The organism is Fimbriimonadaceae bacterium, from assembly GCA_019638775.1.
GTDB lineage: Bacteria > Armatimonadota > Fimbriimonadia > Fimbriimonadales > Fimbriimonadaceae > JAHBTD01.
Map to the genome: position 1 here is coordinate 100,857 of JAHBTD010000002.1, position 20,390 is coordinate 121,246.

A 20,390-nucleotide genomic window follows, 5' to 3' on the forward strand; every position below is an offset into this window, starting at 1 on the left:
GCTGATAGCTGATAGCTGACCGTTATTTCATCTCAGCTTCGATCTTGGCTTTTGCTTCTTCCATTGACTTGTAGAAGTCGTCGCGCTCCTTCTTTGTCTTGAAGGTGGAGACTTCGTCCTCGCCACCCTTGTCCTTTTTCCAAGAATAGGTATGGGATCCGCCGTGGCCTTTGTCCAATCGACAGGTGCCGATCCATGTGTCGCGGCGGACGATCACTGTGTAACCATCCTTTTCGTTGCCGCCCTTGGCGAGCTTTTCGATCTTCAAGATCGTTCGTGTCGCGCCGCACTTTCCTTTCTCAACCGATCCATTCAGTAAGAATGCACCCGTCATTTCGGACTGCAGCATCACGACTTTCTCGGCAACTCCATTTGCGTTCATGTCGGCTCGATTGAACTGTAGGTAAACGACGGTTGGGTCGGTGGAGTCTGCGATTCTGACGATGCTCGGCGTCGTGTTCTCAATCCGAATCGGGATTGGAAAAGCGCTCTCAGGAAGGCCCTGCAGGCCTGACACTTCGACGTGCAACTGTGTCTGCTCGCCCTTCATCAGCGTCGTCTTCGGTGCACTGAGCTTGAGGTTGATCATCCCTGCCTTAAGGTCTGTCGTCTCTCCATCGCAATTGATGTTAATGTCAACCAGTCCAGTGACGCCATTGGGCGTTCCAAGGACCAGATTTCGAGGTGTGCCTGCGAGAACGGGAACCTGAGTGTTGCCGACGCTCGCGGTGATGGGTTTGGATGGATCACCATTGAAGGGAACCGTAAGGGGATGCCCCGATTGCCCAATGATGATCTTTGAAGGGTCGATTGGCGGGAGGTTGGAGTTGCCGATCGGAATCTCGCAGCTGCCAATCTTATTGCCCCCAGAATCTCTGAAGATGAGTTGGGTCAGCGCGACGGCGCCAATCCCCGCAATGAGGGTAGTGTTCTTCGAGTTGTGTTTGGAATTGCCAAGCTCAACGACCGTTCCGGTCAGGGTGGAGCCGGGGTTCTGGTTCGTCGGATCCGGGGTCATGATGACGGTCCCGGAGATGGTGTCGCCTGCTCGAATATCTTGTGGCAGATAGGTCCGAATCGTTCCTGCCGCTGTCGAAAGAGTGACTGTTGTCAGCCCGTCAGTGGAGGACATGCTGACACCAGACATGTCGTTCTTGAGTGATCCATTGCCAATGTTCTTGCCGTCCTTGGTCCAATAGAATGATTTGACTTTGGGGTCAGTGCCGTCGTAGGTCACCGTGACTTCGCAAGAATCCCCATTCTTGACTTCGCCCTTGCTGAAATCGCTTCTGCTCTTTTCAGTATCGGTGTACTTGCCGAACTTGTCGTTCTTGGTAACTTTGACGCCTCTCGACCATTCGATGTGAAGGTCATTTGCATCTTGTCCCGTGTTGTTTTTGAATGTGAAACTGTCCGTATCCGCAGAGGCGATGGCCGCCAAGAGCGAAATCCCCAACAGTGTTTGCAGCAGTCGTTTCATGTTTTGCCGTCCTCTCAATCGCCGGAATGCCGGCAAGATTGCAACATTACGACTACGACCTTTGTATGTCCCAAACTGTTCCCTGGTAACTTCACCAGGTCACGATTGTCATGCCCAGAAGGCGTATTTGTAAGAATTCGTGACAATTCAGTCCGGTAAACTTGGCACTTGCTGCGTAGTAAGGTTAAAATGAGCTTGCTTGAACCTACCAAGGAAGGAGGGGTGAATTGAGCATGTTACATATAGAGGGGGGAAGGCCTTTGCACGGGACGATTGAAGTTCCCGGAAGCAAGAACTCGGCGCTCGCGATTCTGTCCGCTGTCGTTCTTACCGAAGGCACGACCGTCCTCCACAACGTCCCGAACGTTTCTGATACCCGCACGAAGTCTTCTATTATCGAAAGTTTTGGAGCAAGCGTTGAATGGCGCGAAGGTTCGCTGTTTATCGACTGCTCGAACATTCACGCTGGTGACCCAAGCGAAGAGAGCTTCCGCAAGATACGTACTTCGTTCTACATGCTCGGACCGCTGTTGGCCCGAGTAGGGAAGCTGCGAATACCGGCCTCCGGTGGCTGCAAGATCGGTGCAAGACCCGTCGACTACCACCTTAAAGGGTTGAGCCTCATGGGGGCAAAGATCGAGCTGCGCGATGGCATGTACATCGCTGAAGCCAAAGAGCTTCGCGGCACCGAAATCTATCTCGACTTTCCCAGCGCTGGGGCAACCCAACACTTGATGACGACAGCAGTGCTTGCGAAAGGCATGACCGTCATCAAAAACGCTGCGATGGAGCCAGAGGTCACCGCTCTCGCCGACTTCCTTTGCCGGATGGGGGCAAAGATCGAAGGGGCGGGAACGGGCGAGATCGTGATTATTGGGAAAGAAAGCCTCGACCCGTGCGAGTTCAGAGTACCGAGCGACCGCATTCAGGCCGGAACCTACCTGCTCGCGGGAGCGATCACGGGTGGAGAAGTAACCGTTACAGGAATCACACCCGACAGCCAAAGCCCGGTCGTGAGCAAACTTCGAGAGGCTGGAGCCGAAGTCAACGAGGGTCCTGATGCCGTTACTGTTTCGGCAAAGAACCGCTTGCGTGGCATCCGCATTCGAACCATGCCTTGGCCTGGTTTCCCGACCGACATTCAACAACCGGTCGCGGCAGTTCTTGCCCTTGCCGATGGTGTGAGCACGATCGAAGAGACGATCTATGAAAGCCGAATCGGGCACGTCGCCGAACTCAACCGCATGGGCGCGAACGTTCGGGTTGAAAGCGGTCGGACTTCGGTGATCCAAGGTGTTCCGCGTCTACAAGGAGCACAAGTACAGGCTAGCGATCTTCGGGCGGGAGCTGCTCTTGTTCTTGCCGGACTTGCTGCAGAGGGTGAAACCTATGTCAGCAATGTCCACTTTATCGACCGTGGCTATGAGAACCTTGAGCACAATTTGACCGGACTTGGAGCGAAGATCGAGCGCGTTGAAGACAACAAAGCGCCCGCAAAGGAGTCGTTGGCCAAGGGTTGAAATTCGTGACTGAAATCGGGATCGATCTTGGCACGGCGAATCTACTTGTATTCCGTCGTGGGCGAGGCGTTGTCCTGAACGAACCGACGGTTGTTGCGATCAACTCTCATGGCAAGGTGCTTGCCGTTGGCAATGAAGCGCGGGAAATGCTCGGGCGCACTCCTGGGAACATTCAAGCGATTCGACCGCTGAAAGACGGAGTTATCGCCGATTACACAGTCACCTTGAAGATGCTTGAATACATCCTCAAGAAGGTGTGTGGCAAGCGACCCTGGTTCAAACCCCGAGTACTCATTTGCGTTCCAAGCGGAGTCACCAATGTCGAACGCCGCGCTGTTATCCTTGCCGCCAAGGAAGCAGGCGCAGGCGAAGCCATGACCATCGAGGAGCCGATGGCCGCCGCGATTGGAGCCGGTTTACCTATCGACACGCCAGGTGGCAATATGGTTGTGGACATCGGGGGTGGGACCACCGATATCGCCGTTATCAGCCTTGGTGGAATCGTGCTTTCTCAGAGTCTCCGAGTGGGCGGAAATAAAATGGATGAAGCGATCATCCGTCACGTCCGCAGCGCCTACAACTTGATGATCGGGGAACCCACCGCCGAGGAGATCAAGATCAAGATCGGGTCCGCTTATCCCTTGGAGCAGGAACTGAAGATTGAGATTCGAGGTCGAGACATGGTTGCTGGCCTTCCGAAGACCGTAGAAGTGACTAGCGAAGAAGTGCGCGACGCGCTCATGGAGCCGGTACGCGCCATCGCCGAGAAGCTTTGCCAGGCGCTGGAAGTGACTCCTCCCGAATTGGCGTCGGACATTATCGAGCGAGGTATCACTCTTACCGGCGGCGGAGCGCTCTTGCGGGGGCTTGACCGTCTGCTGATGAGCGTTACCGACATCCCGGTCCGGGTTGCGGAGAATGCGCTGAACTGTGTGGCGATCGGCACGGGTCGCGCGCTTGAAGGGCTTGAGGATATTAAGCAGTCGGGCGCGGTCTCCACGATCTAAAACTGGCGTCAGATAAAGCCGTAAATGGACGAGATTACGATTATCTTTGAGAAGGCCGAAGAGGGTGGCTGGGTCGCGTCTATCCCTGAAGTGCCCGGTGCGGTTTCTCAGGGTGAGACGGTTGAAGAGGCGCGTGAGATGGTTCTGGATGCGATGAATGAACTGACCTTGTACCGTCGTGAGCGGACGTTTGCCAACTAAGCCAGAATCTATTCCTATCCCTCAATCATCGCATGCCGCCATCCTCGCACGCTCACAAAGCAGCTCTCGGCCCGTACCGCAAACAAGAATCGCTCCAGGATCAATGCCCCCGCGTGCAGCGTCTTCTCCCGTCCAGGCTCCATCCCGACGATCTCCTCCCTTTCTGAGATCGGCATCTCCGATAGCCAGCTCACCGCCCGGCTGATCTCTTCGTAATCGAGCCTTGCGCCATGCACTTTCTCTGGGTTCCACTCGGGCATTCGCTCCCGGATGGTGATGAGATTTGTGCCGGTTGCCCCGAGCGTGACGACAGTCCCATGCTGATGGGGCAGGTAACACAGCCCGATGGTTTCATCGATCTCTTTTGAGGCGCGCATCTGGGCAAGGCCGTCTGGGCATTCCTCAGAGAAAACACCGCTGAGCATGGCTAATGTCCCAACGGGATAGCTTCGACGGAAGCCCGTTTCCCAGCCTCCAGCAACGCGGTCGGCTGTGACAAGTTCGGTGGAATGTCCGCCCGGGTCGATGATGCTGATGCGCTGTGCATCTTTGAACAGCGGATCGTTGGCAACGGCAAGGAATCCAAGCTCTGCCTCCTCATCTCCCGACAGCACTTTGATCGGTGTTCCTTGCGCCTGTCCACGAGATAGGAACTCGGGCGCGTTGGTGGCGATCCGAGCCGCCATTGTTGCCGCAACGACGATGCTTTCTGCTCCCAGCTCGCTTGCCTTTTCCCAACCCCTCTTGATCGCGGCAAGAGTTCGTTGCATCGCTGGTTCGCTGAGAACCCCGGATTTTTTGGTGCCCTCCCCGAGCGCAGTCACCTCGGAAGTCTCGCAAATGGGTCGCCAGCCTGCGGTCGTGTGCTCCATCACGGTCAGCAAAACGGAGTTTGAGCCCACGTCGAGGACGGCCTTGATCATGGGAGTATTGTGGAGTATTCAGCGAGGTGGTAGCAGGCAGCTAGGTGTAGGGAGCTAGCCGTAGGAATATCAAAAATTCCGAAATCCTAGCCACCGTTTCCCCAAGTACACTCCACTCCATGCCCAAGCTTCTCGGGATCGACATTGGCACATCTGGGACGAAAGCCGTTCTCATTGATGAACACGGCAAGGTTCTGAAGCAGGCCAGCGCCGAATATCCGATCTCGATTCCCCAGCCAGGATGGTCGGAACAGAACCCCGAAGATTGGTGGGCAGCGACGCAGGAGGTCATCGCTGGAATTGGCGACAAACCGGATGCAATCGGACTGACGGGACAGATGCACGGGGCTGTGTTTCTCGACGCTCAAGATGCGGTCATCCGCCCGGCGATACTTTGGAATGATCAGCGAACAATCGCCGAGTGTGAGGAGATCGATGCTCGGGTTGGAAAGCAGAGGGTTAGGGAGATCACTTGCAACCCTCCGCTTACTGGATTTCAAGCCCCGAAGATTCTATGGCTGCGTAAGAACGAACCGGAGAGTTTCAGTCGCCTTCGCTCCGCATTGCTGCCCAAAGATTACGTTCGATTGATGTTAACGGGCAAGAAAGCCACCGATGTCAGCGACGCGAGCGGAGTGGGGCTCTTTGATGTCGTTAATCGAACGTGGTCGCATGAGATGGCGAAGGCGCTCGACCTTGAAGATGGCCTATTTCCCCAAGTTTATGAATCTGACGAAATCACCGCGATGACGGCTGACGGTATAGCTGTCATTGCCGGCGGGGGCGATCAGGCTGCGGGAGCGGTTGGGACTGGTGCCGTAGCGCCAGGCGTAATCAGTCTGAGCTTGGGCACAAGCGGTGTTGTGTTTACAAGCCTCAAGAGGCCTGAATACGACCCTGAGGGAGCATCGCATACTTTTGCTCACGCGAACCGAGAATGGCACGCCATGGGGGTGATGCTAAGCTGTGGGGGAGCCGTTCGTTGGTTCCGCGACACCATCGCAAGAGAGACCAGTTACGACAAGATCACCGAGTCGGCGATGCGCTCGAACGTCGGAGCGAACGGAGTTCGCTTCTTGCCTTATCTAACGGGAGAGAGATGTCCGCACAATGACCCATCTGCGACGGGCTCATTCTCTGGGCTGCGAGTTGGATCAGGGCAAGAGGATATGGCTCGGGCTTTATTCGAAGGCGTCAGTTTTGGCCTGCTCGAAGGCTTCGAGGCTTTGCAGAAGCTAGGCGCGAACGCAGATATATTGAGAGTAATTGGCGGTGGAGCAAGAAGCAGCTTTTGGATGCAGCTCCTCGCCGATGTCTTTCAGAAACCATGCGTCCGAGTCGCGGTTGACGAAGGCCCGGCGTTTGGCGCAGCAATTCTTGCTGGAGTGGGGATTGGCCTTTGGCCGAATGTGGCGCAGGCCTGTAAGGAAGTCGTACAGATTACGGATCGGTTTGAACCGAGTGGAGAAGACTATTCTCAGGCATACCGAAGCTACAAAGAACTCTATCGAACTTTGAAGCCCTGGATGAAAGGCTAGCTGCCGTCGCCCATCATTGCCGGTGAGAATTTGGTGCTTGGTGTGTGCGTGAGCTCACTCATCCTCAACAGGAAGAAGCCAACGGCATCGCCAAACTCAGCAACGGTGAGTGTGGGCTTTGAACCTGACACCAGCGGTGCAACCTTGCCGACCGCACCCCAGTTGACCAGCTTGCCCGCGACGGCCTTGATATTGGCGTCGTTCCCAAGCGTGAACTCTTTGGGGTCATAGGCTGTCATGTCGGGCGTAAATTTGAACTTGGGCCGACAAATTTCAAACAGTCGGTTCAGCTCTTTCAATAGTTCTGTTCGTTGAACGGCTTGGTCGTCGGCAGCGATCTTCGAGGTTCCTTTGACCGAGGAGTTATGGATGACCCGGCGGATCACACTTTCCATTCGTGCGATGATGGTTGAGGCTTCCCGGTGGGTCACAGGAGCATCGGTGGTCTTTACCACCTTGGTGGGTGAATCACCAAGCGTGCCCTGACTCCCTGCCACACAGGTCAGGAGCATCGCCAAAGCCGCGATTAACACCAGAATGCTTGCCCTCGTTTTCATTGCCCTTAGTTTACTGCCCTCTTCGTGCCATCATACGTCGGTGCTCGACCTTCGGTTAGATTCATGGCTTTCCGCTCTTTCCATTACGCTCGATGCGGATCAAAGGATGCATCTTGAGCGATTTGCCGAAGAACTTTATCGAGTGAACGCTTATTCCAACCTGACGCGCATCTCTGAGGAAGAGTTCGGTCTTCGTCACTTTTTGGATAGCGTCCTATTCCATGACCTCATCCCAGAAGCAAGTTCCGTCCTTGATATTGGCACTGGTCCCGGCTTTCCAGCTTGGCCACTTGCCCTCGTGCGTCCCGATCTAAGGGTCACAGGGCTGGACTCCTCAGGGAAGATGTTGGGCTTTCTGCGCTCTCAGCCGCTGCCGAATCTGACTATCGTCGAAGCGAGGGCAGAGGATTGGGATGTCCGCGAGGCATTTGATGTTGTGACCGGGCGCGCCCTCGCACCGCTGCCGATCCAGCTTGAGCTTAGCGCTGCTTCTTGCCGCGTCGGTGGAGTCGTGATTCCGATGAGGACGGAATCGGACATGGAAACCATCTCATCACTCAATCCCGAACGAGTTGGGCTGAAGTTTGAGCGTTCGGAGACCAGAGTCCTCCCGGTTATCGATGCGTCACGCGTGTTTCCGATCTATCGCAAAGTTTCCCCGACACCCAAGAACTTCCCGCGCAAATGGGCCGAGATCCGAAACAAGCCAATCGGGTGAGGGCTGGAGATTACTGATCGCCGATAGCTGATAGCTGATAGCTGATAGCTGATAGTTGATAGCTGATAGCCACACTCACTTCCGGACCCGGATCAAGCAAAGCTGGCTTCCCTCATAGACAACCTCTCCAAACTCCTTAACGCTCGCGAGGTTTGCGTTGGTGAGTCGGTTGAAGTCGGGGAATGCATCGGGCACGGGCGCCACGATGTAGTTTGCACGACTGTTGTTCAGAATCTCGGTGCGAAGGTTCTCCGGCGTTTGGCTCAGGAAAAACGCAGTGGCTTCGCTGCGTCTCAAACCGTAATCTGGCGTTTCGCTCCAGTGCCCAGCGTACGAATAAGCTCCCGCAAATCCGCTTAAGACTGGGTTGAGGTCCGGGAGATAGACGATGCCAAAAGAGTCGGGTTTCTCACCGGAGAGATAGATGCCCGGCATCGCAAGCACGATCTTCCGAGACGCTTTATCTTCATCAAGGAGCTTAATGATTCGCTGCGCATCAGGCGTCAGGTAGACCGGTTGAAGGGTAGTTCGGGACACATCATTCCTGATGTAGAGCATCTCGCGCTGAAGCCACAGTACCGAAGATGCGCAGACAGCGACAATCCCTAAGCTTCCGAGCATGTTACGAATGCCTTTGTCGCGATCCTTGAGGAGAATGTACAGACCGTAGCCAGCCAGAATGCCCCAGGGAACGCTCAGTCCCATCGTAAGCTTGCGTTGGAATAAAGCCGGGAAGTAGGGTGCGACAAGCCCCACGACTGCCCAAGCCGTCATCAGATTCCACACGCGATTCTTGCCGGAGAGCAACACGCAAGCAGCAATCGCTCCGATGAGGGTGATGGCGAAGGCGGGCCATCCCATCCAATACTCGTCTTTGAGGTGGCTCCCTGAGGCCACAATCAGGATCACAAGTCCGACGACGATCAGAGTAAATCCGGCTTTGCGCTTCATCCCCGGGCTCTCCTCTTCACCGTCGCCTTTGAAAAACGCGACGAGAGACAGCGCTACAAGCGGCAAGTACCCAAGCAGGATTTGGCGAAAGTTCTGGGTGTATGTCCCAGTCGCGGCACGAGCTTGAAACACGGCATCGTTTTGCAGAACGTGCATAAACCATAGGGCCGCCGGAATCGCGCCAAGACCGATCACAAAGACTCTTAGCGCCCAAATGCCAGTGAGTTGCTTTTGAGCCAGGAGCATGAGTGCAAAGGTAATCAGCACAAAGAAAACGAGCAGTACGTCGTAGCTGTGAATATTCATCAACAGCCCAAAGCACACAGACCCCCATATCGCGGGTTTCCAACTCTCGCTTGAAGCTAAAACAGCGTGGAGAACCGCTAGGATCAAGCATAGACTGGCCATAAAGAGGGCGTTGGTCAACATCGACGGGAAGACAAATCCCTCGGGCTGCCAAACGTCGCTTGGGAGTTTGCTGAGGAGGAATCCTGCAAGCGGTGAGCCCTCGGGGCGCACGATCGCCGACCCGAAGTTGTGCCAGATCGCATAGCCGACCCCCGCTCCAAACACGGTGATAAAGAGCGTGAGTTTGATGAAGTATCCGTTCTCGGAGATGCGGGAGACGAGCCCGTACAATAGCCAAACCGCCAGCCCACTAAAAAGCGCCTTTGCGATGGCGCATGCCCACGGTATGCCGACGATTTTTGCGAACAGCCCAAGGACAAAAAAGAGAAGGTGGACGGTTAGACCCGGTTGGTCGTCGACGGCAAAACGGTTGTCCATCAAGAAATGACCATCCATCGCCTGGTGCATCCAGGCTGAGTAGACCATATGGTCATCTGTGTTGAACTGGAACCCTAAGTACTCGGTTCCGGCAGGCTGCTGGACCAACCCATACAAAAACGGCAGCAAGCTAAGCGCTGCCGCAATGCCGCTCAGAAGGAGCGCAAACCGTCTACATGCCGCCGTCTGTTCGTTCAAAGGGTTGTGCGAGCTTACTTCGGAATTGGGCGGCCCATGCTACGGTAAATGTCTTCAATCGTCTTTATCCACCTTGTAGCCTTTTCGTTTTTGGGGTCGGCCTGCTTAACCACACGGAAAATCTTCAAGGCATGCGGATACATCTGTTTTGGCTCGATCCAATCCGCCTTCATGATCATCTCAGCGTAGGTGTTGCCCGTCTCGGCAAGCTCTTTTATCGCCGATGCAGATTTGGGGTTTTTGTAGTAGGTCTGCTTCACGGTCGCAAAGTACTTCGCAACTTTGGCGACCTCCTCTTTCGTGGGCTTTGCGTTTTCTGTCTTTTGTGCAAAAGCCGCGCTCATGCCGATTGTGGCGAGCAGTACAAGAACGAGTCCAAGCTTCCTCAACATACTCTTACTATACTGATTTTGGGCTTCGATTGTCGGGCCAGGGTCGTCAGCTTCGTTTCCGCTTTCTCAACGGCTGCTTTGGCATTCGTCCAAGAAAATCCTCGACTTCGCGTTGCAAGACCTTCGCGGCATTGACGCTCTCGTGCTCTGGTCCGCGCTCCTTGCACATAGCCTGTACCGTGGCAAACGCCTTCGCTAATGAGTCTGGAATGAGCTTATTGCGTTCGGCGGGGCCTGCCTCGGACGGCAGCTTGAGCTTTGATCGGACCTGGCGGTCGTACTCTTCGTAGATCGCGGTGAGTCCAATGTGGTTGGCCTTTGCCCGTGCGTAGGTCTCCCCAAGTGCATCGACCAACTCCCTTGTGCCGGACTGTCTGGTACGGCGCTCCTCGGCGAGGCCAAATCGCACCGCTCCAAAGACGATAAGCAGAATAAAGAGAAAGACGATCTGTGTCCAGATACCCGCTGCCCAGGGACCGATCATTGCGAAGATGCTCGGGTCGGTGGCGTTGCCGATTGTAGCTTCCAGGAAGATAATCTTTTTGCTCTTCAGCGCTCCATTGGCCACCAGACTGAGAACGTACTTTGCGTTGTCCTGCGAGTCGATGAATCGGTTTGTGAATGCCAAGCCGTCGTACGCCTCGACGATCGTCGATTGTCCGAGTTTGCCCATTGTGGCGTACGGGTTTTCGGTTAGCGGGTTCGTCCAAATCTTGATGGCGTCGTCTGCATCCATGCCAGCGGGATAGGGGCCATAGTCGCTCTTGGTGGAGGAAACCAAGTAAGTCGTGCCGTTCATCGCCTTAATCTTGGTCGGGCCCTCAAGCCCCATCCGACTTGCGGAGTGGAACCCTCGCGGCAGCCACACGAGCAGCACATTCGCGCCAGATTTCACGACGGGCACGAGTGGACGGACTTTTTCTTTGCGCCTCTCCTCCCAATCTTCCGTAGCGTATCTTGCCCTTTCATCGCCTGAGCCGTCTTCGGCGTCGACGATCTTCTTGGGCGGATCGAGCAGCGATGAGTCGTCAAGTATGGAGATGCTGTCTTGGACGAGGAAAGCGATGTAGAGTGCCTCTGGGTCCGGCTTGGCGAGGTTGGTTGTTTCGACGTGAACATCGTAGCCTTGGCTCTCAAGCAGCTCACGAAAAGCCCGCACTCCGCTTGGTGTGTACGACGATGCACTTGGGAAAGAGTCGTTGTCTTGCTTTCCCAAGCTCATCAGAACCGCCGTGATGACCAACAGGCCAAGCATGGTCCACGCATACCCCATCCAGTTTCGCTGTTTCTTCATGCTGCCTTTGAAGCCTCCAGCTTTTGCGTGATGTCCTGATACCAAGCCCGAAAGTGGCCAACGTCAATGAGTCCGTCTACTCGGAACCCATACCAAACTTGGTCAAACTTCCTTGTTGCAGGTTCAAAATCGAGTCCTGATGGGAGTCGTGGGCTCTTGCGGATGCGCGCTAGGTGCTCCCAGTTCGTCTCTCCACGCTCAAACCGAGCCACACCGTACTCGTCAAATTTGAGCAGGCTGGCAAGATAAAGCGCGCGAACGGCCTCACGATAACGACCTTGTGCAGCAAGTTCGTCGGCTTGTTGAAGCCACTCGTCCAGAGTTCTTTCCGGCTCGTCGTCTTCAAGCATGGCCTTCGCCTTTCGCTTGAGCCCGGACTTCCAGCGTGCATGTCGCAACGCAAGCGCGATGAAGTAGAGAAGTATGGCGGCGAGGATGCCGATGACCAAATAGATGAGGAGCCGCCCGAGATCGCCTAAGCCCCCCGTATTGACATTTGGAGCGTTGATGTTTGCTTGGGGACGTCTGCGAAACAGGTCGGCAATCCGCTCGAATGCCTTGCCCATCCAGTTAGAGCTGTCTTGAAGTCCGGAGTCCTTATAAAGTGGGTTTTTCTTGATCGTCGATGCCTGCTCTTTTGGCGAATCCTTTGACTCTTGCGGCTTCTGTGCAAGTTTTTGGCGCAGCTCCAGACGCTCGATCAGCCCTTCTCTCGTTTTGTCATCGGGCTCGCTGTCGCCGTCGATGGCGTCCTGAAAGTAGTACTCCAGGCTTTCATCGACGAGCTTGGCGCTGTTAAGGTCCGTGTATATCGCGTCGTAGTCGTCCGCAGTCTTGGCAACTTTAGCTTTGTCGATCGCCTTTTGATATGCATCCTGTCCAAATGCAACGGCGCACAGGCTAAAGCTCAAAACGACTGCGACGATCGGCGCGCCAAACATCTTGGGCCAACGCTTCAATGTCAAATCCCTCCCATCGAATTCGTCGTTCGTAGTAGAGCACCGTGGTCGTGGTGCACCAAACCGGTATCAGCGTCCATAAGGCAAGGTAGAGCGGTATCAAACCCGTGGCCTGAGAAAACACAGCGCCCACCGCGCTTCCAGCCTCGGCGTTTAAGAATGCTTCTCCTGCCGGGACAAGCGACGCTAAGGCGCTATAGCCAAGGAACAGAATGAGCAGCAAAAAGCTCATCAAGATGTAAAGCGGCAAGATCGTGTTGTAGCCGGAGGGAACGTAGGCCGATCCCTTCATCAACTGAACGCTTCGCTTAGAGGCTTTCCAGGGAGACAGCCCTTCCATCACGGCAATCGGAATGGTGAGTGCGTGTCGGCCCGCCACGAATGGCAACGCCAACAAGCCGATAATGAGCGCGAAAATCGTCAACAAGGAGATAAAGCCAGCCGTCAAATTGGATTCTTCGGTATTCGTGGCAACCATCGCGCTCATCATCATGAATAGCCCCGATAAGATGAGCGCACCAAAGCAAAGGATGGTTTCAAAGAAAACTACACCAAACATTCGCGGCAGGATCCTTCGTGCCGTTTCGCGAATGGTCTGCGCGTTGGGAATGTTTCCCAGCATGAAGTCGGACACGAGCTGCACGATCACGAGGCTTGAGTACGTCACCCCAAACACAAGCAAGGGTGCGCCAATCCCAACCGCCATGAGAAGTGTGACAAACGCCTCGCCGACCTGGGCATTAATGTTGTCCCCAGCCTGAGTGGTGGTTAATCCGGGCAGGGCGTAGAAGAAGACGAACGCAAATGCAGCAAGGCAAAACAGCGTTGAAACCGCAGTCATTTGCAGGATGTTTCGGCCAAGGTTTTGATAAACCCGCATCGCCATATCCATCACCTCGCTTGAATTCATTGGCCTCAGGCGTGCTCGCTTTTCTAGGCGAGACGTCCTGGACTGCAGGTAACGGGTGAGCGGGTTGCTCGTCACAATCGAGAGTTTAGCGGATTTTGGGACTTCTTAGCGATTGGGAACGCTAAGGTTTTATTGTTCGTCCTTGAAGGTCGTGCCCAACGACCCGGTACCGCTTCAAACAAGGAGATAAAATTAGACCATGACTGCACTGATCGCTCTATCCACCATCGCGTTCGTCGGGGTTGCCGATCCCGATGTGGACGATATCGTCCAGCCCAAGTTTCAGGACGTGCAATACACAACCAAGGTTATCAAGCCAAACTTTGCCGAGCTAAGCAAGATCGACGATGACTTTGGAAAGCAATACCGCTTTGACGAAATGCAGGTGGCGCTCAAGGAGCCCTATAAGTTGAGGCTTGAGACGAAAATCAATGAAGCCACAGTGCAATTGATCCAGAACAAGTACAAGGTCACCTACCGGATTCCCCGAAACAACTTCACGAATACGCAGGACCTTGAGAAGTCGATCGGCCGCTTGCAGACGATCATGGAGTACGGCATCGTGACACCTTCAGTCGTGAAAGATATCTTTGATGCCAAGTACGTTCGCACCGACCGGGCAACGGGCGACTATGTTTTTGACCTGACCTACAAGGCACGATTTGACAACACATCTCGGCATCGAATCTGGGTTGACCCTGACAAGAGGTATGTGACCAAGCGAGAGTGGTGGGGGCAGGGAAGCCGCCCGCGAATGAAGGCAATCTTCATCTATGAAGAGCCGGTCAACAGCGGTGGCGTTTGGGTTCCGAGCAAAGCGACGGTTCGCAATGTGGACAACAAGGTTGCAGCAACCACGATGAGCACGAACGTCAAGATCAATCAGGGCATCTCTGACAGTCTGTTCGGGAAGTGATTGATCAGCTATTGGCTGCCAGCGATCATCATTTTGATAGCTGATAGCTCTTCAAAGCGCCGCAGGAAGACCTTGGTGAGCGATCTCCAAAGCCCTCAACGAAGCCTTGGCTTTGTTGAGGGTTTCTTCATATTCTCGGGAAGGCACCGAGTCAAAGACGATCCCGGCTCCTGCCTGAACATAGGCTTGTCCACCCTTGAGCAGGATGGTTCGGATCGTGATCGCCATGTCGAGGTCGCCGTATGCGCTCACGTACCCCACAGCCCCGGCATAACATCCTCGCCGCGTGGGCTCAAGCTCGTCGATAATCTGCATTGCACGGACTTTCGGCGCTCCGCTGACGGTCCCCGCTGGGAAGCTCGCCCTTAGCAAGTCGAAGGCGTCCTTGTCGTCATCGAGTTGTCCTACAACGTCGCTCACGATGTGCATAACGTGGCTGTAGCGTTCCACGATCATCATCTCCCGAACGACGACAGTGCCGTACTTCGAAACCCGCCCAAGATCATTCCGCCCAAGGTCTACCAGCATGACGTGCTCTGCTCGCTCCTTTTCGTCGGCGAGAAGTTCTGCAGCGAGCGCATCATCCTCTTCGGGCGTTGCCCCTCGCCATCTCGTTCCGGCAATTGGGCGAACCCTGGCTTCGCCGTCCTGCAAGCTGACCAAAAGTTCGGGAGAGGCTCCAACGATGTCGTAATCACCAAACCGAAGCAGGAACATATAGGGCGACGGGTTGAGCGAACGGAGAGCGCGGTAGACGGTGAGAGGATGGCTGGTGTTGGGGGTTTGCAGCCGTTGCGAGAGAACAAACTGGATGCCGTCACCAGCGCCGATGTAGTCAATCGCCTTCTGTACCGAAGCCTCGAAGTCTTCCTTCGTTCGGTTGCTGACCATCTCTCCGTGGGTAGCTTTGGCATTGGGGAGGTCAGGCAAGGGTCGCCGAAGCCTAGAGAGAATTCGCTCGATTTCGGCACATGCCGATTCGTAGCTATCCGGCGTGCCTTCTGCCATCACGATGATTCGGATCAGGTTTTTGGCGTGGTCGAAGACAACGACCGAATCCACCAACATCATCGCCATGTCGTCAACGTTCAGATCGTCAAGATTGTCATCGGGAAGGCTTTCAAAGAAACGAACGATATCGTAGCCGAGCATCCCAACCGCACCAGAGACAAACTTGGGCATCCCGGGCACTTCAATGGGGTGCGTATGATTTAGGCGATCTCTGAGAACGTCAAGAGGGTCTTGCCCTTCCGCTAGCTTGGAGCGCACCGGGCCACGCTTTCCGATCTCGACAACGTCTTGCCCTTTCGTTCGGATGACGCTTTTCGGTCGAGTGCCAAGGATCGAATAGCGGGCAAGCTGCTCGCCCCCTGTCACGCTCTCCAAGAGGAAGCTATAGGTGTCTTCGTTGGCGAGCTTCCAATAAACGCTCAGAGGCGTTTCCATATCGGCAAGGAGGTCGCGGTAAACAGGCATCGGACGGGAACCGCCTGTTTGTTTGAGAAACTCTTCCTTGCTTGGAACCTGCATGGAGAGAGAATTATGACCCACGCAACCATTGTGGCAGGCCTGGTAATGGACTGAGTTTTGAAATAAGTTTAGTGATCGCTATATTCGCGGACTTGAACAGTGCGATCCCAATGGCTTCCACCGGCTACTCAATCGCTTTGAGTTTCGTCAGCCCCTCAATCTTGGTCCCGACCTTGATCTCGAACGGTTTGAATCCGCCTTTGCGCATTTCGAGAACGTACTTGGCGTCGCCATTGCTGGGAACGCTTGCCGGGTCCTGCTTTTTGAGAATCGTGACTCGAATCACTTTGCCGTTCGCGTCGATATAGGCGATGTCCAAATCAATCGGAACGTTGTGGTTCCAAAAACTCCTCGGCGCGGAATCTTTGAAGACAAAGATCATCCCTTTATCAAGTGGAGTCTCCTTTTCAGTCAAGAACATCATCCCTTCTTGGCGTTTGGAGTTGTTGTCCATCACCCACGCCTTCAGGGGCTTCTTGCCGATTTTGAGTTCAGCAACTGTCAGTTCGTGAAGCTGGTTCAGTCGGTTTGGGTTGTCCTGTGTCTTTTGTGCAAGCGCCAGCGAAACGAGCACGATAACGGCAATAGAGCTGAATATTCTCCTTCTCATTGAAATCCTCTCTTGTTAATGACGCACGACTGGCGGCACGAATGCGGTGCTTCCGCTTTCGTAAGCGTCGATCTTGTCCGTAAGTGCGAGAGTTGTCCCGATCAAGTCCCATCCATTGACCAGGGCCTCTTTCGAGCTTTCCTTGATTTCGAACCTGAATGTCTCACCTTGGAAACTGACAGCTTGGTTGGGCAGATCGATGCCGACTTCGGCCCCGTTTCCTGCCGAAGCAATCTTGCTGTGGGGACCTTCTTCTAACTCAATGAGAAGCATGCCGCAGTTCGCGGCGTTCTGGCGAAAAATATCGCTGTACCCCGGGGTGGCTTCCGTTTTCTTTGCGATCACGGCGACAAATCCGGCCTGCTGGATCGCCCAAACGGCGTGTTCTCGTGAGCTTCCACAGCCGAAGTTCGTGCCTGCCACCAACACCGTAGCCCCTTTTGCTGAATCCTGGTCCAAGGGGAAGTCGGGTCCTCGAACATCCTTGAAGAGGAGCTCCCCATAGCCCGACCGTGTGACCATGCTCAAAAACCGCGCGGGGATAATCCGGTCCGTATCGACATTGTCCGCGTTGTAGACGGCGATCCTGCCCGTGTGTGTGGTGAAGGGTTGCACGGGTCTATTTTGGCACGGGTTGGGATGTTCTCAGGTGGTCGGCAATTGGCCGGACGCAACCTACAGACAACATGCCGACCACTTGAAGACAACTTGCCGACGCTCCCTGCCACAATATCTCATGCGTGAAATCATCGAACCGTTTCGCATCAAAGCGGTCGAACCCATCCAGTTCACCACCGCTGAGCAGCGGCTGGAAATCCTCAAACAGGCCAAGTGGAATGTCTTCGTCATCGACGCCGAAGACGTCATTATCGACCTCCTTACCGACTCCGGCACCAGCGCGATGTCAGCAGCCCAGTGGGCAGCAGTGATGGTCGGGGATGAGAGCTATGCTGGGTCGCGAAGTTTTCGGAAGTTTGAGGCCAAAGTGCGCGAACTTTGGGGACTTGAGCATGTGATCCCAGTCCACCAGGGCCGCGCAGCCGAGAAAATCTTGATGACGATTGTGGGTGGAAAGGGGCAGATCATCCCCAACAACAACCACTTCGACACAACTCGGGCAAATGTCGAGTACACCGGCGCGGAGGCGGTCGACCTTGTAATCGACGAGGGCAAAGACCCAGACTCGATGCATCCGTTTAAGGGGAATTTGGATCCGGAAAAGTTAAAGGCGCTGATCACCAAACACCGCGAGCAGATTCCCATCGGGATGATCACCGTCACCAACAACACCGGTGGCGGGCAGCCAGTCTCCATGGCCAACATCAAAGAGATTTCGGGGATTCTGAGAGAGCACGGCATCCCGTTCTTCATCGACTCTTGCCGATTCGCCGAGAACGCATGGTTTATCAAGCTGCGTGAACCCGGATATGCCGATAAAACGCCGAAGGAGATCGTCAAGGAGATGTTCTCGTACGCCGATGGCGCGACAATGAGCCTCAAAAAAGACGGCTTTGGAAACATCGGTGGGTTTCTCGCGATGAATGACGATTCGATGGCGGAGCAGGCTCGGAACCTTGTCATACTCACCGAGGGCTTCCCAACCTATGGCGGCCTTGCTGGGCGTGACCTTGAGGCGCTTGCCGTTGGGTTGGAGGAGACGCTCGACGAGAAATATCTGGAGTATCGAACTGCAACGGTTCGTTACTTAGCCGAACGTATTACTTCGAAGGGCGTAAAGATCGTGCAGCCCCCAGGAGGCCATGCCGTTTACATCAACGCGAGGGAGTTCTATCCACACATTCCTGCGTCGCAATTCCCGGCCCAGGCGTTCGTGTGCGAGCTTTACTTGAGGGGGGGCATTCGAGGTGTAGAGATAGGCTCAGTGATGTTCGGGCGAAACGTAGACGGTGTCGAACACCCAACCGACCGCGAACTCGTCAGACTTGCTCTGCCCAGAAGAGTCTATACACAAGCCCATGTGAACTACGTTTGCGAAGTGATTGAGGAGATGTATGACAATCGGGAGTCGGTAACGGGGTTGAAAATCACCAAACAACCACCGTTTTTGCGCCACTTTACCTGCGAAATGGCACCCGTGTAAGGAGGGCACCGCTGCGGTTTGAAGTCAAACCGTGAAGCGTAAAACGAGCTCTAAATCAGGCCCTGCAGTCCTCAATCTACAATCATCGATCTCCAATCCACGATCCCCTCCGGTATCCTCAATCCTTCCATGACCTTCCAAGACCTCATTTTCAGGCTCAATGACTACTGGTCCAAGCAGGGCTGTGCGATCCTGCAGCCTTACGATGTCGAAGTCGGCGCGGGGACCATGCATCCGGCGACCACCCTGCGCTGTCTCGGTCCAGAGGCTTGGAACGTCGCCTATGTGCAGCCTTCGCGCAGACCGGCTGACGGTCGCTACACGCGCAACCCCCAACGGAGCCAACGCTACTACCAGTATCAGGTGGTGATGAAGCCGAGCCCCGACAACATTGTCGATCTCTATATGGGCTCATTGGACGCGCTGGGCTTTGACACCAGCAAGCACGATGTGCGGCTTGTGGAAGACGACTGGGAGTCGCAGGCCGCAGGTGCAGCGGGCGTTGGCTGGGAGGTCTGGATGGATGGGGCGGAGATCACTCAGTTCACGTTCTTCCAGCAGATGGGCGGCATCGAATGCGACCCGGTGTGCGCTGAGATCACGTACGGTCCCGAGCGGCTCTGCCTCATGCTGAACAAGCAGAACTCGTTCTGGGAAGACCTTATGTGGAACGACAAGCTGACCTACAAACAGACCGACTGGCAGCTTGAAATGCAGAACAACGTTTACAACTTCGAGCTGGCAGATACGGACATGCTGTTCAAGATGTTCGATATGCTGGAGGCGGAGTCGAAACGAGTAATCGAGTCTGCTGTGTATTGGGACGACGAGCAGGGGATCATGACTTCGGTGAAGCCGGACGGCGTCTCGCATCCGTTCGACACGCTTCCCGAGGACGGCTTTAAGACGACCGGAGCGATGGCCTTGGTCTATCCGGCGCTGGATCTGGCGCTGAAGTGTTCGCACACGTTCAACCTGCTGGATGCGCGGGGCGTGATCTCGGTGACCGAGCGCGCGGCCTATATCAACCGAATTCGCGCTCGCGTGCGAGCGTGCTGCCTGAAGTACGTCGAACAGTTCAAAGAGCCTGTGAAAAAGTAATCCTATCGGAACTGAAAAGGCATTCCTAACGAAAGATTTAGGACCCCCTGAAGCCGTTTTCCTCTATAATCGTCTCAACTCCCGACAGGAGAAACGAATCTATGAAAGCTTTGCTTGCCTTATTGTCGCTTGTTGGTCTGTTCGCTGTGGCGCTGCTCCCATCGACGGTTGGCGCTCAGGCGCAAGAGTCCGCCCGTGTCGATGCGAAACAATTGAAGACACTCATTACCGGTCTTGGATACACGGTCAAGGATCTCAATACCGAAGTTGGAAAAGAGAAGTACGAGTTCACCATTACCCGTGATGATCTGGATATCCCCATTGCTGCTGAAATCAGTGGAAGCAAGAACTATGTTTGGCTTACGGTGTACCTTGGCGATCAGCCTAAGGATGCTGCCTTTACAGCGAAGGCTCTGCCGATTCTGAAACAGAATTTTAAGATTCAACCCTGCCAGTTTTATGTGACCGCTAAGGACGCCCTCATGGTGGCTATCGCTATCGATAACCGGAATGTTGATGCCGCTGTTCTTCGTCGCAACATCGACAAGCTTGGCGCCGACGTCGCAGGCTCCAAAGACTTGTGGTTGTGATGGTCAAAGAATCGTCTTGAATTTGTTAGTTGTCTGTCGCTGAAATCGTTTAGGATTTCAAGTGGGTTCTACGTGATCTCTTACACGGCACTCACTCAGGCACGGGAT

The 20,390-nt window shown here is 54.8% G+C and carries 20 protein-coding genes; 9 read left to right on the forward strand and 11 right to left on the reverse strand.

What is annotated here, in order from left to right:
• Positions 1-22: 22 nt before the first annotated feature.
• A complete protein-coding gene (locus KF784_06680) occupies positions 23-1,480 on the reverse strand; it encodes a hypothetical protein (protein MBX3118733.1) in 1,458 nt (485 codons plus the stop codon).
• Between the two features lie 233 nt (positions 1,481-1,713).
• Here KF784_06680 and murA point away from each other — a divergent pair, with 233 nt between their 5' ends.
• The 3 genes from murA to KF784_06695 are packed head-to-tail and all read left to right on the forward strand — an operon-like array spanning position 1,714 to position 4,208.
• Positions 1,714-3,000: a UDP-N-acetylglucosamine 1-carboxyvinyltransferase gene (gene murA / locus KF784_06685; GenBank protein ID MBX3118734.1), complete on the forward strand. Its 1,287-nt coding sequence runs from the start codon at positions 1,714-1,716 to the stop codon at positions 2,998-3,000.
• Positions 2,997-4,007 carry a rod shape-determining protein gene (locus KF784_06690; protein MBX3118735.1) on the forward strand — a complete coding sequence of 337 codons (1,011 nt, stop codon included), beginning with the start codon at positions 2,997-2,999 and terminating at the stop codon, positions 4,005-4,007. The genes murA and KF784_06690 overlap by 4 nt, the downstream gene beginning before the upstream one ends.
• 24 nt (positions 4,008-4,031) lie before the next feature.
• On the forward strand, positions 4,032-4,208 hold the full coding sequence (locus tag KF784_06695) for a type II toxin-antitoxin system HicB family antitoxin (GenBank protein MBX3118736.1): 177 nt from the start codon (positions 4,032-4,034) through the stop codon (positions 4,206-4,208).
• A gap of 14 nt (positions 4,209-4,222) precedes the next feature.
• On the opposite strand, the gene KF784_06700 is transcribed toward KF784_06695, so the two are convergent.
• Positions 4,223-5,131, reverse strand: coding sequence for a hypothetical protein (locus tag KF784_06700; protein ID MBX3118737.1), 909 nt, complete (start codon positions 5,129-5,131; stop codon positions 4,223-4,225).
• 119 nt (positions 5,132-5,250) lie between these two features.
• Here KF784_06700 and xylB point away from each other — a divergent pair, with 119 nt between their 5' ends.
• Positions 5,251-6,669, forward strand: a complete 1,419-nt coding sequence (gene xylB, locus KF784_06705; GenBank protein ID MBX3118738.1) for a xylulokinase — start codon at positions 5,251-5,253, stop codon at positions 6,667-6,669.
• Here the strand turns inward: xylB and KF784_06710 are convergent.
• Complete coding sequence (locus tag KF784_06710; protein ID MBX3118739.1) at positions 6,666-7,226, reverse strand: hypothetical protein; 561 nt, start codon at positions 7,224-7,226, stop codon at positions 6,666-6,668. The genes xylB and KF784_06710 overlap by 4 nt on opposite strands.
• 40 nt (positions 7,227-7,266) lie before the next feature.
• Between KF784_06710 and rsmG the strand changes: the two genes are divergently transcribed.
• Positions 7,267-7,944: a 16S rRNA (guanine(527)-N(7))-methyltransferase RsmG gene (gene rsmG, locus KF784_06715; GenBank protein ID MBX3118740.1), complete on the forward strand. Its 678-nt coding sequence runs from the start codon at positions 7,267-7,269 to the stop codon at positions 7,942-7,944.
• A 75-nt stretch (positions 7,945-8,019) separates the two neighbouring features.
• On the opposite strand, the gene KF784_06720 is transcribed toward rsmG, so the two are convergent.
• From KF784_06720 to KF784_06740, 5 genes are read right to left on the reverse strand one after another with little or no spacing between them, the layout of a single operon-like run.
• On the reverse strand, positions 8,020-9,879 hold the full coding sequence (locus tag KF784_06720) for a hypothetical protein (protein MBX3118741.1): 1,860 nt from the start codon (positions 9,877-9,879) through the stop codon (positions 8,020-8,022).
• Positions 9,880-9,893: 14 nt separating this feature from the next.
• Positions 9,894-10,271, reverse strand: coding sequence for a hypothetical protein (locus KF784_06725; GenBank protein ID MBX3118742.1), 378 nt, complete (start codon positions 10,269-10,271; stop codon positions 9,894-9,896).
• Positions 10,272-10,317: 46 nt separating this feature from the next.
• Positions 10,318-11,565, reverse strand: coding sequence for a hypothetical protein (locus KF784_06730; GenBank protein MBX3118743.1), 1,248 nt, complete (start codon positions 11,563-11,565; stop codon positions 10,318-10,320).
• Entirely contained in the window at positions 11,562-12,524 is a 963-nt protein-coding gene (locus KF784_06735) for a DUF4129 domain-containing protein (protein ID MBX3118744.1), read from the reverse strand. Before KF784_06735 ends, KF784_06730 begins: the two co-directional genes overlap by 4 nt.
• Positions 12,466-13,410: a hypothetical protein gene (locus tag KF784_06740; protein ID MBX3118745.1), complete on the reverse strand. Its 945-nt coding sequence runs from the start codon at positions 13,408-13,410 to the stop codon at positions 12,466-12,468. The genes KF784_06735 and KF784_06740 overlap by 59 nt, the downstream gene beginning before the upstream one ends.
• Before the next feature lie 223 nt (positions 13,411-13,633).
• On the opposite strand from KF784_06740, the gene KF784_06745 reads away from it, so the two are divergent.
• A complete protein-coding gene (locus KF784_06745; protein ID MBX3118746.1) occupies positions 13,634-14,350 on the forward strand; it encodes an outer membrane lipoprotein-sorting protein in 717 nt (238 codons plus the stop codon).
• A 51-nt stretch (positions 14,351-14,401) separates the two neighbouring features.
• Here KF784_06745 and trpE read toward each other — a convergent pair whose 3' ends face one another.
• The 3 genes from trpE to leuD form a co-directional block, all read right to left on the reverse strand.
• The gene (gene trpE / locus KF784_06750; protein ID MBX3118747.1) at positions 14,402-15,880 is read right to left on the reverse strand and encodes an anthranilate synthase component I; all 1,479 of its coding nucleotides are present in this window, start codon (positions 15,878-15,880) and stop codon (positions 14,402-14,404) included.
• A 124-nt stretch (positions 15,881-16,004) separates the two neighbouring features.
• Positions 16,005-16,490: a DUF192 domain-containing protein gene (locus KF784_06755; GenBank protein MBX3118748.1), complete on the reverse strand. Its 486-nt coding sequence runs from the start codon at positions 16,488-16,490 to the stop codon at positions 16,005-16,007.
• A gap of 15 nt (positions 16,491-16,505) precedes the next feature.
• Entirely contained in the window at positions 16,506-17,105 is a 600-nt protein-coding gene (gene leuD, locus KF784_06760) for a 3-isopropylmalate dehydratase small subunit (GenBank protein MBX3118749.1), read from the reverse strand.
• A 121-nt stretch (positions 17,106-17,226) separates the two neighbouring features.
• Between leuD and KF784_06765 the strand changes: the two genes are divergently transcribed.
• The 3 genes from KF784_06765 (at position 17,227) to KF784_06775 (ending at position 20,282) form a co-directional block, all read left to right on the forward strand.
• Complete coding sequence (locus tag KF784_06765; GenBank protein MBX3118750.1) at positions 17,227-18,591, forward strand: tryptophanase; 1,365 nt, start codon at positions 17,227-17,229, stop codon at positions 18,589-18,591.
• A 129-nt stretch (positions 18,592-18,720) separates the two neighbouring features.
• Positions 18,721-19,692, forward strand: a complete 972-nt coding sequence (locus KF784_06770) for a glycine--tRNA ligase subunit alpha (GenBank protein ID MBX3118751.1) — start codon at positions 18,721-18,723, stop codon at positions 19,690-19,692.
• Between the two features lie 101 nt (positions 19,693-19,793).
• Complete coding sequence (locus KF784_06775) at positions 19,794-20,282, forward strand: hypothetical protein (GenBank protein MBX3118752.1); 489 nt, start codon at positions 19,794-19,796, stop codon at positions 20,280-20,282.
• The last annotated feature ends 108 nt before the right edge of the window (positions 20,283-20,390 follow it).

What these genes read in the sequence shown, in the direction of transcription:
- KF784_06710 (MBX3118739.1), bottom strand. Translation starts at nt 7,226, where the DNA reads ATGAAAACGAGGGCAAGCATTCTGGTGTTAATCGCGGCTTTGGCGATG.
- KF784_06700 (MBX3118737.1), bottom strand. Translation starts at nt 5,131, where the DNA reads ATGATCAAGGCCGTCCTCGACGTGGGCTCAAACTCCGTTTTGCTGACC.
- KF784_06695 (MBX3118736.1), top strand. Translation starts at nt 4,032, where the DNA reads ATGGACGAGATTACGATTATCTTTGAGAAGGCCGAAGAGGGTGGCTGG.
- KF784_06725 (MBX3118742.1), bottom strand. Translation starts at nt 10,271, where the DNA reads ATGTTGAGGAAGCTTGGACTCGTTCTTGTACTGCTCGCCACAATCGGC.
- xylB (MBX3118738.1), top strand. Translation starts at nt 5,251, where the DNA reads ATGCCCAAGCTTCTCGGGATCGACATTGGCACATCTGGGACGAAAGCC.
- KF784_06680 (MBX3118733.1), bottom strand. Translation starts at nt 1,480, where the DNA reads ATGAAACGACTGCTGCAAACACTGTTGGGGATTTCGCTCTTGGCGGCC.
- KF784_06765 (MBX3118750.1), top strand. Translation starts at nt 17,227, where the DNA reads ATGCGTGAAATCATCGAACCGTTTCGCATCAAAGCGGTCGAACCCATC.
- murA (MBX3118734.1), top strand. Translation starts at nt 1,714, where the DNA reads ATGTTACATATAGAGGGGGGAAGGCCTTTGCACGGGACGATTGAAGTT.
- KF784_06745 (MBX3118746.1), top strand. Translation starts at nt 13,634, where the DNA reads ATGACTGCACTGATCGCTCTATCCACCATCGCGTTCGTCGGGGTTGCC.
- KF784_06730 (MBX3118743.1), bottom strand. Translation starts at nt 11,565, where the DNA reads ATGAAGAAACAGCGAAACTGGATGGGGTATGCGTGGACCATGCTTGGC.
- KF784_06740 (MBX3118745.1), bottom strand. Translation starts at nt 13,410, where the DNA reads ATGGCGATGCGGGTTTATCAAAACCTTGGCCGAAACATCCTGCAAATG.
- trpE (MBX3118747.1), bottom strand. Translation starts at nt 15,880, where the DNA reads ATGCAGGTTCCAAGCAAGGAAGAGTTTCTCAAACAAACAGGCGGTTCC.
- KF784_06770 (MBX3118751.1), top strand. Translation starts at nt 18,721, where the DNA reads ATGACCTTCCAAGACCTCATTTTCAGGCTCAATGACTACTGGTCCAAG.
- KF784_06755 (MBX3118748.1), bottom strand. Translation starts at nt 16,490, where the DNA reads ATGAGAAGGAGAATATTCAGCTCTATTGCCGTTATCGTGCTCGTTTCG.
- KF784_06775 (MBX3118752.1), top strand. Translation starts at nt 19,794, where the DNA reads ATGAAAGCTTTGCTTGCCTTATTGTCGCTTGTTGGTCTGTTCGCTGTG.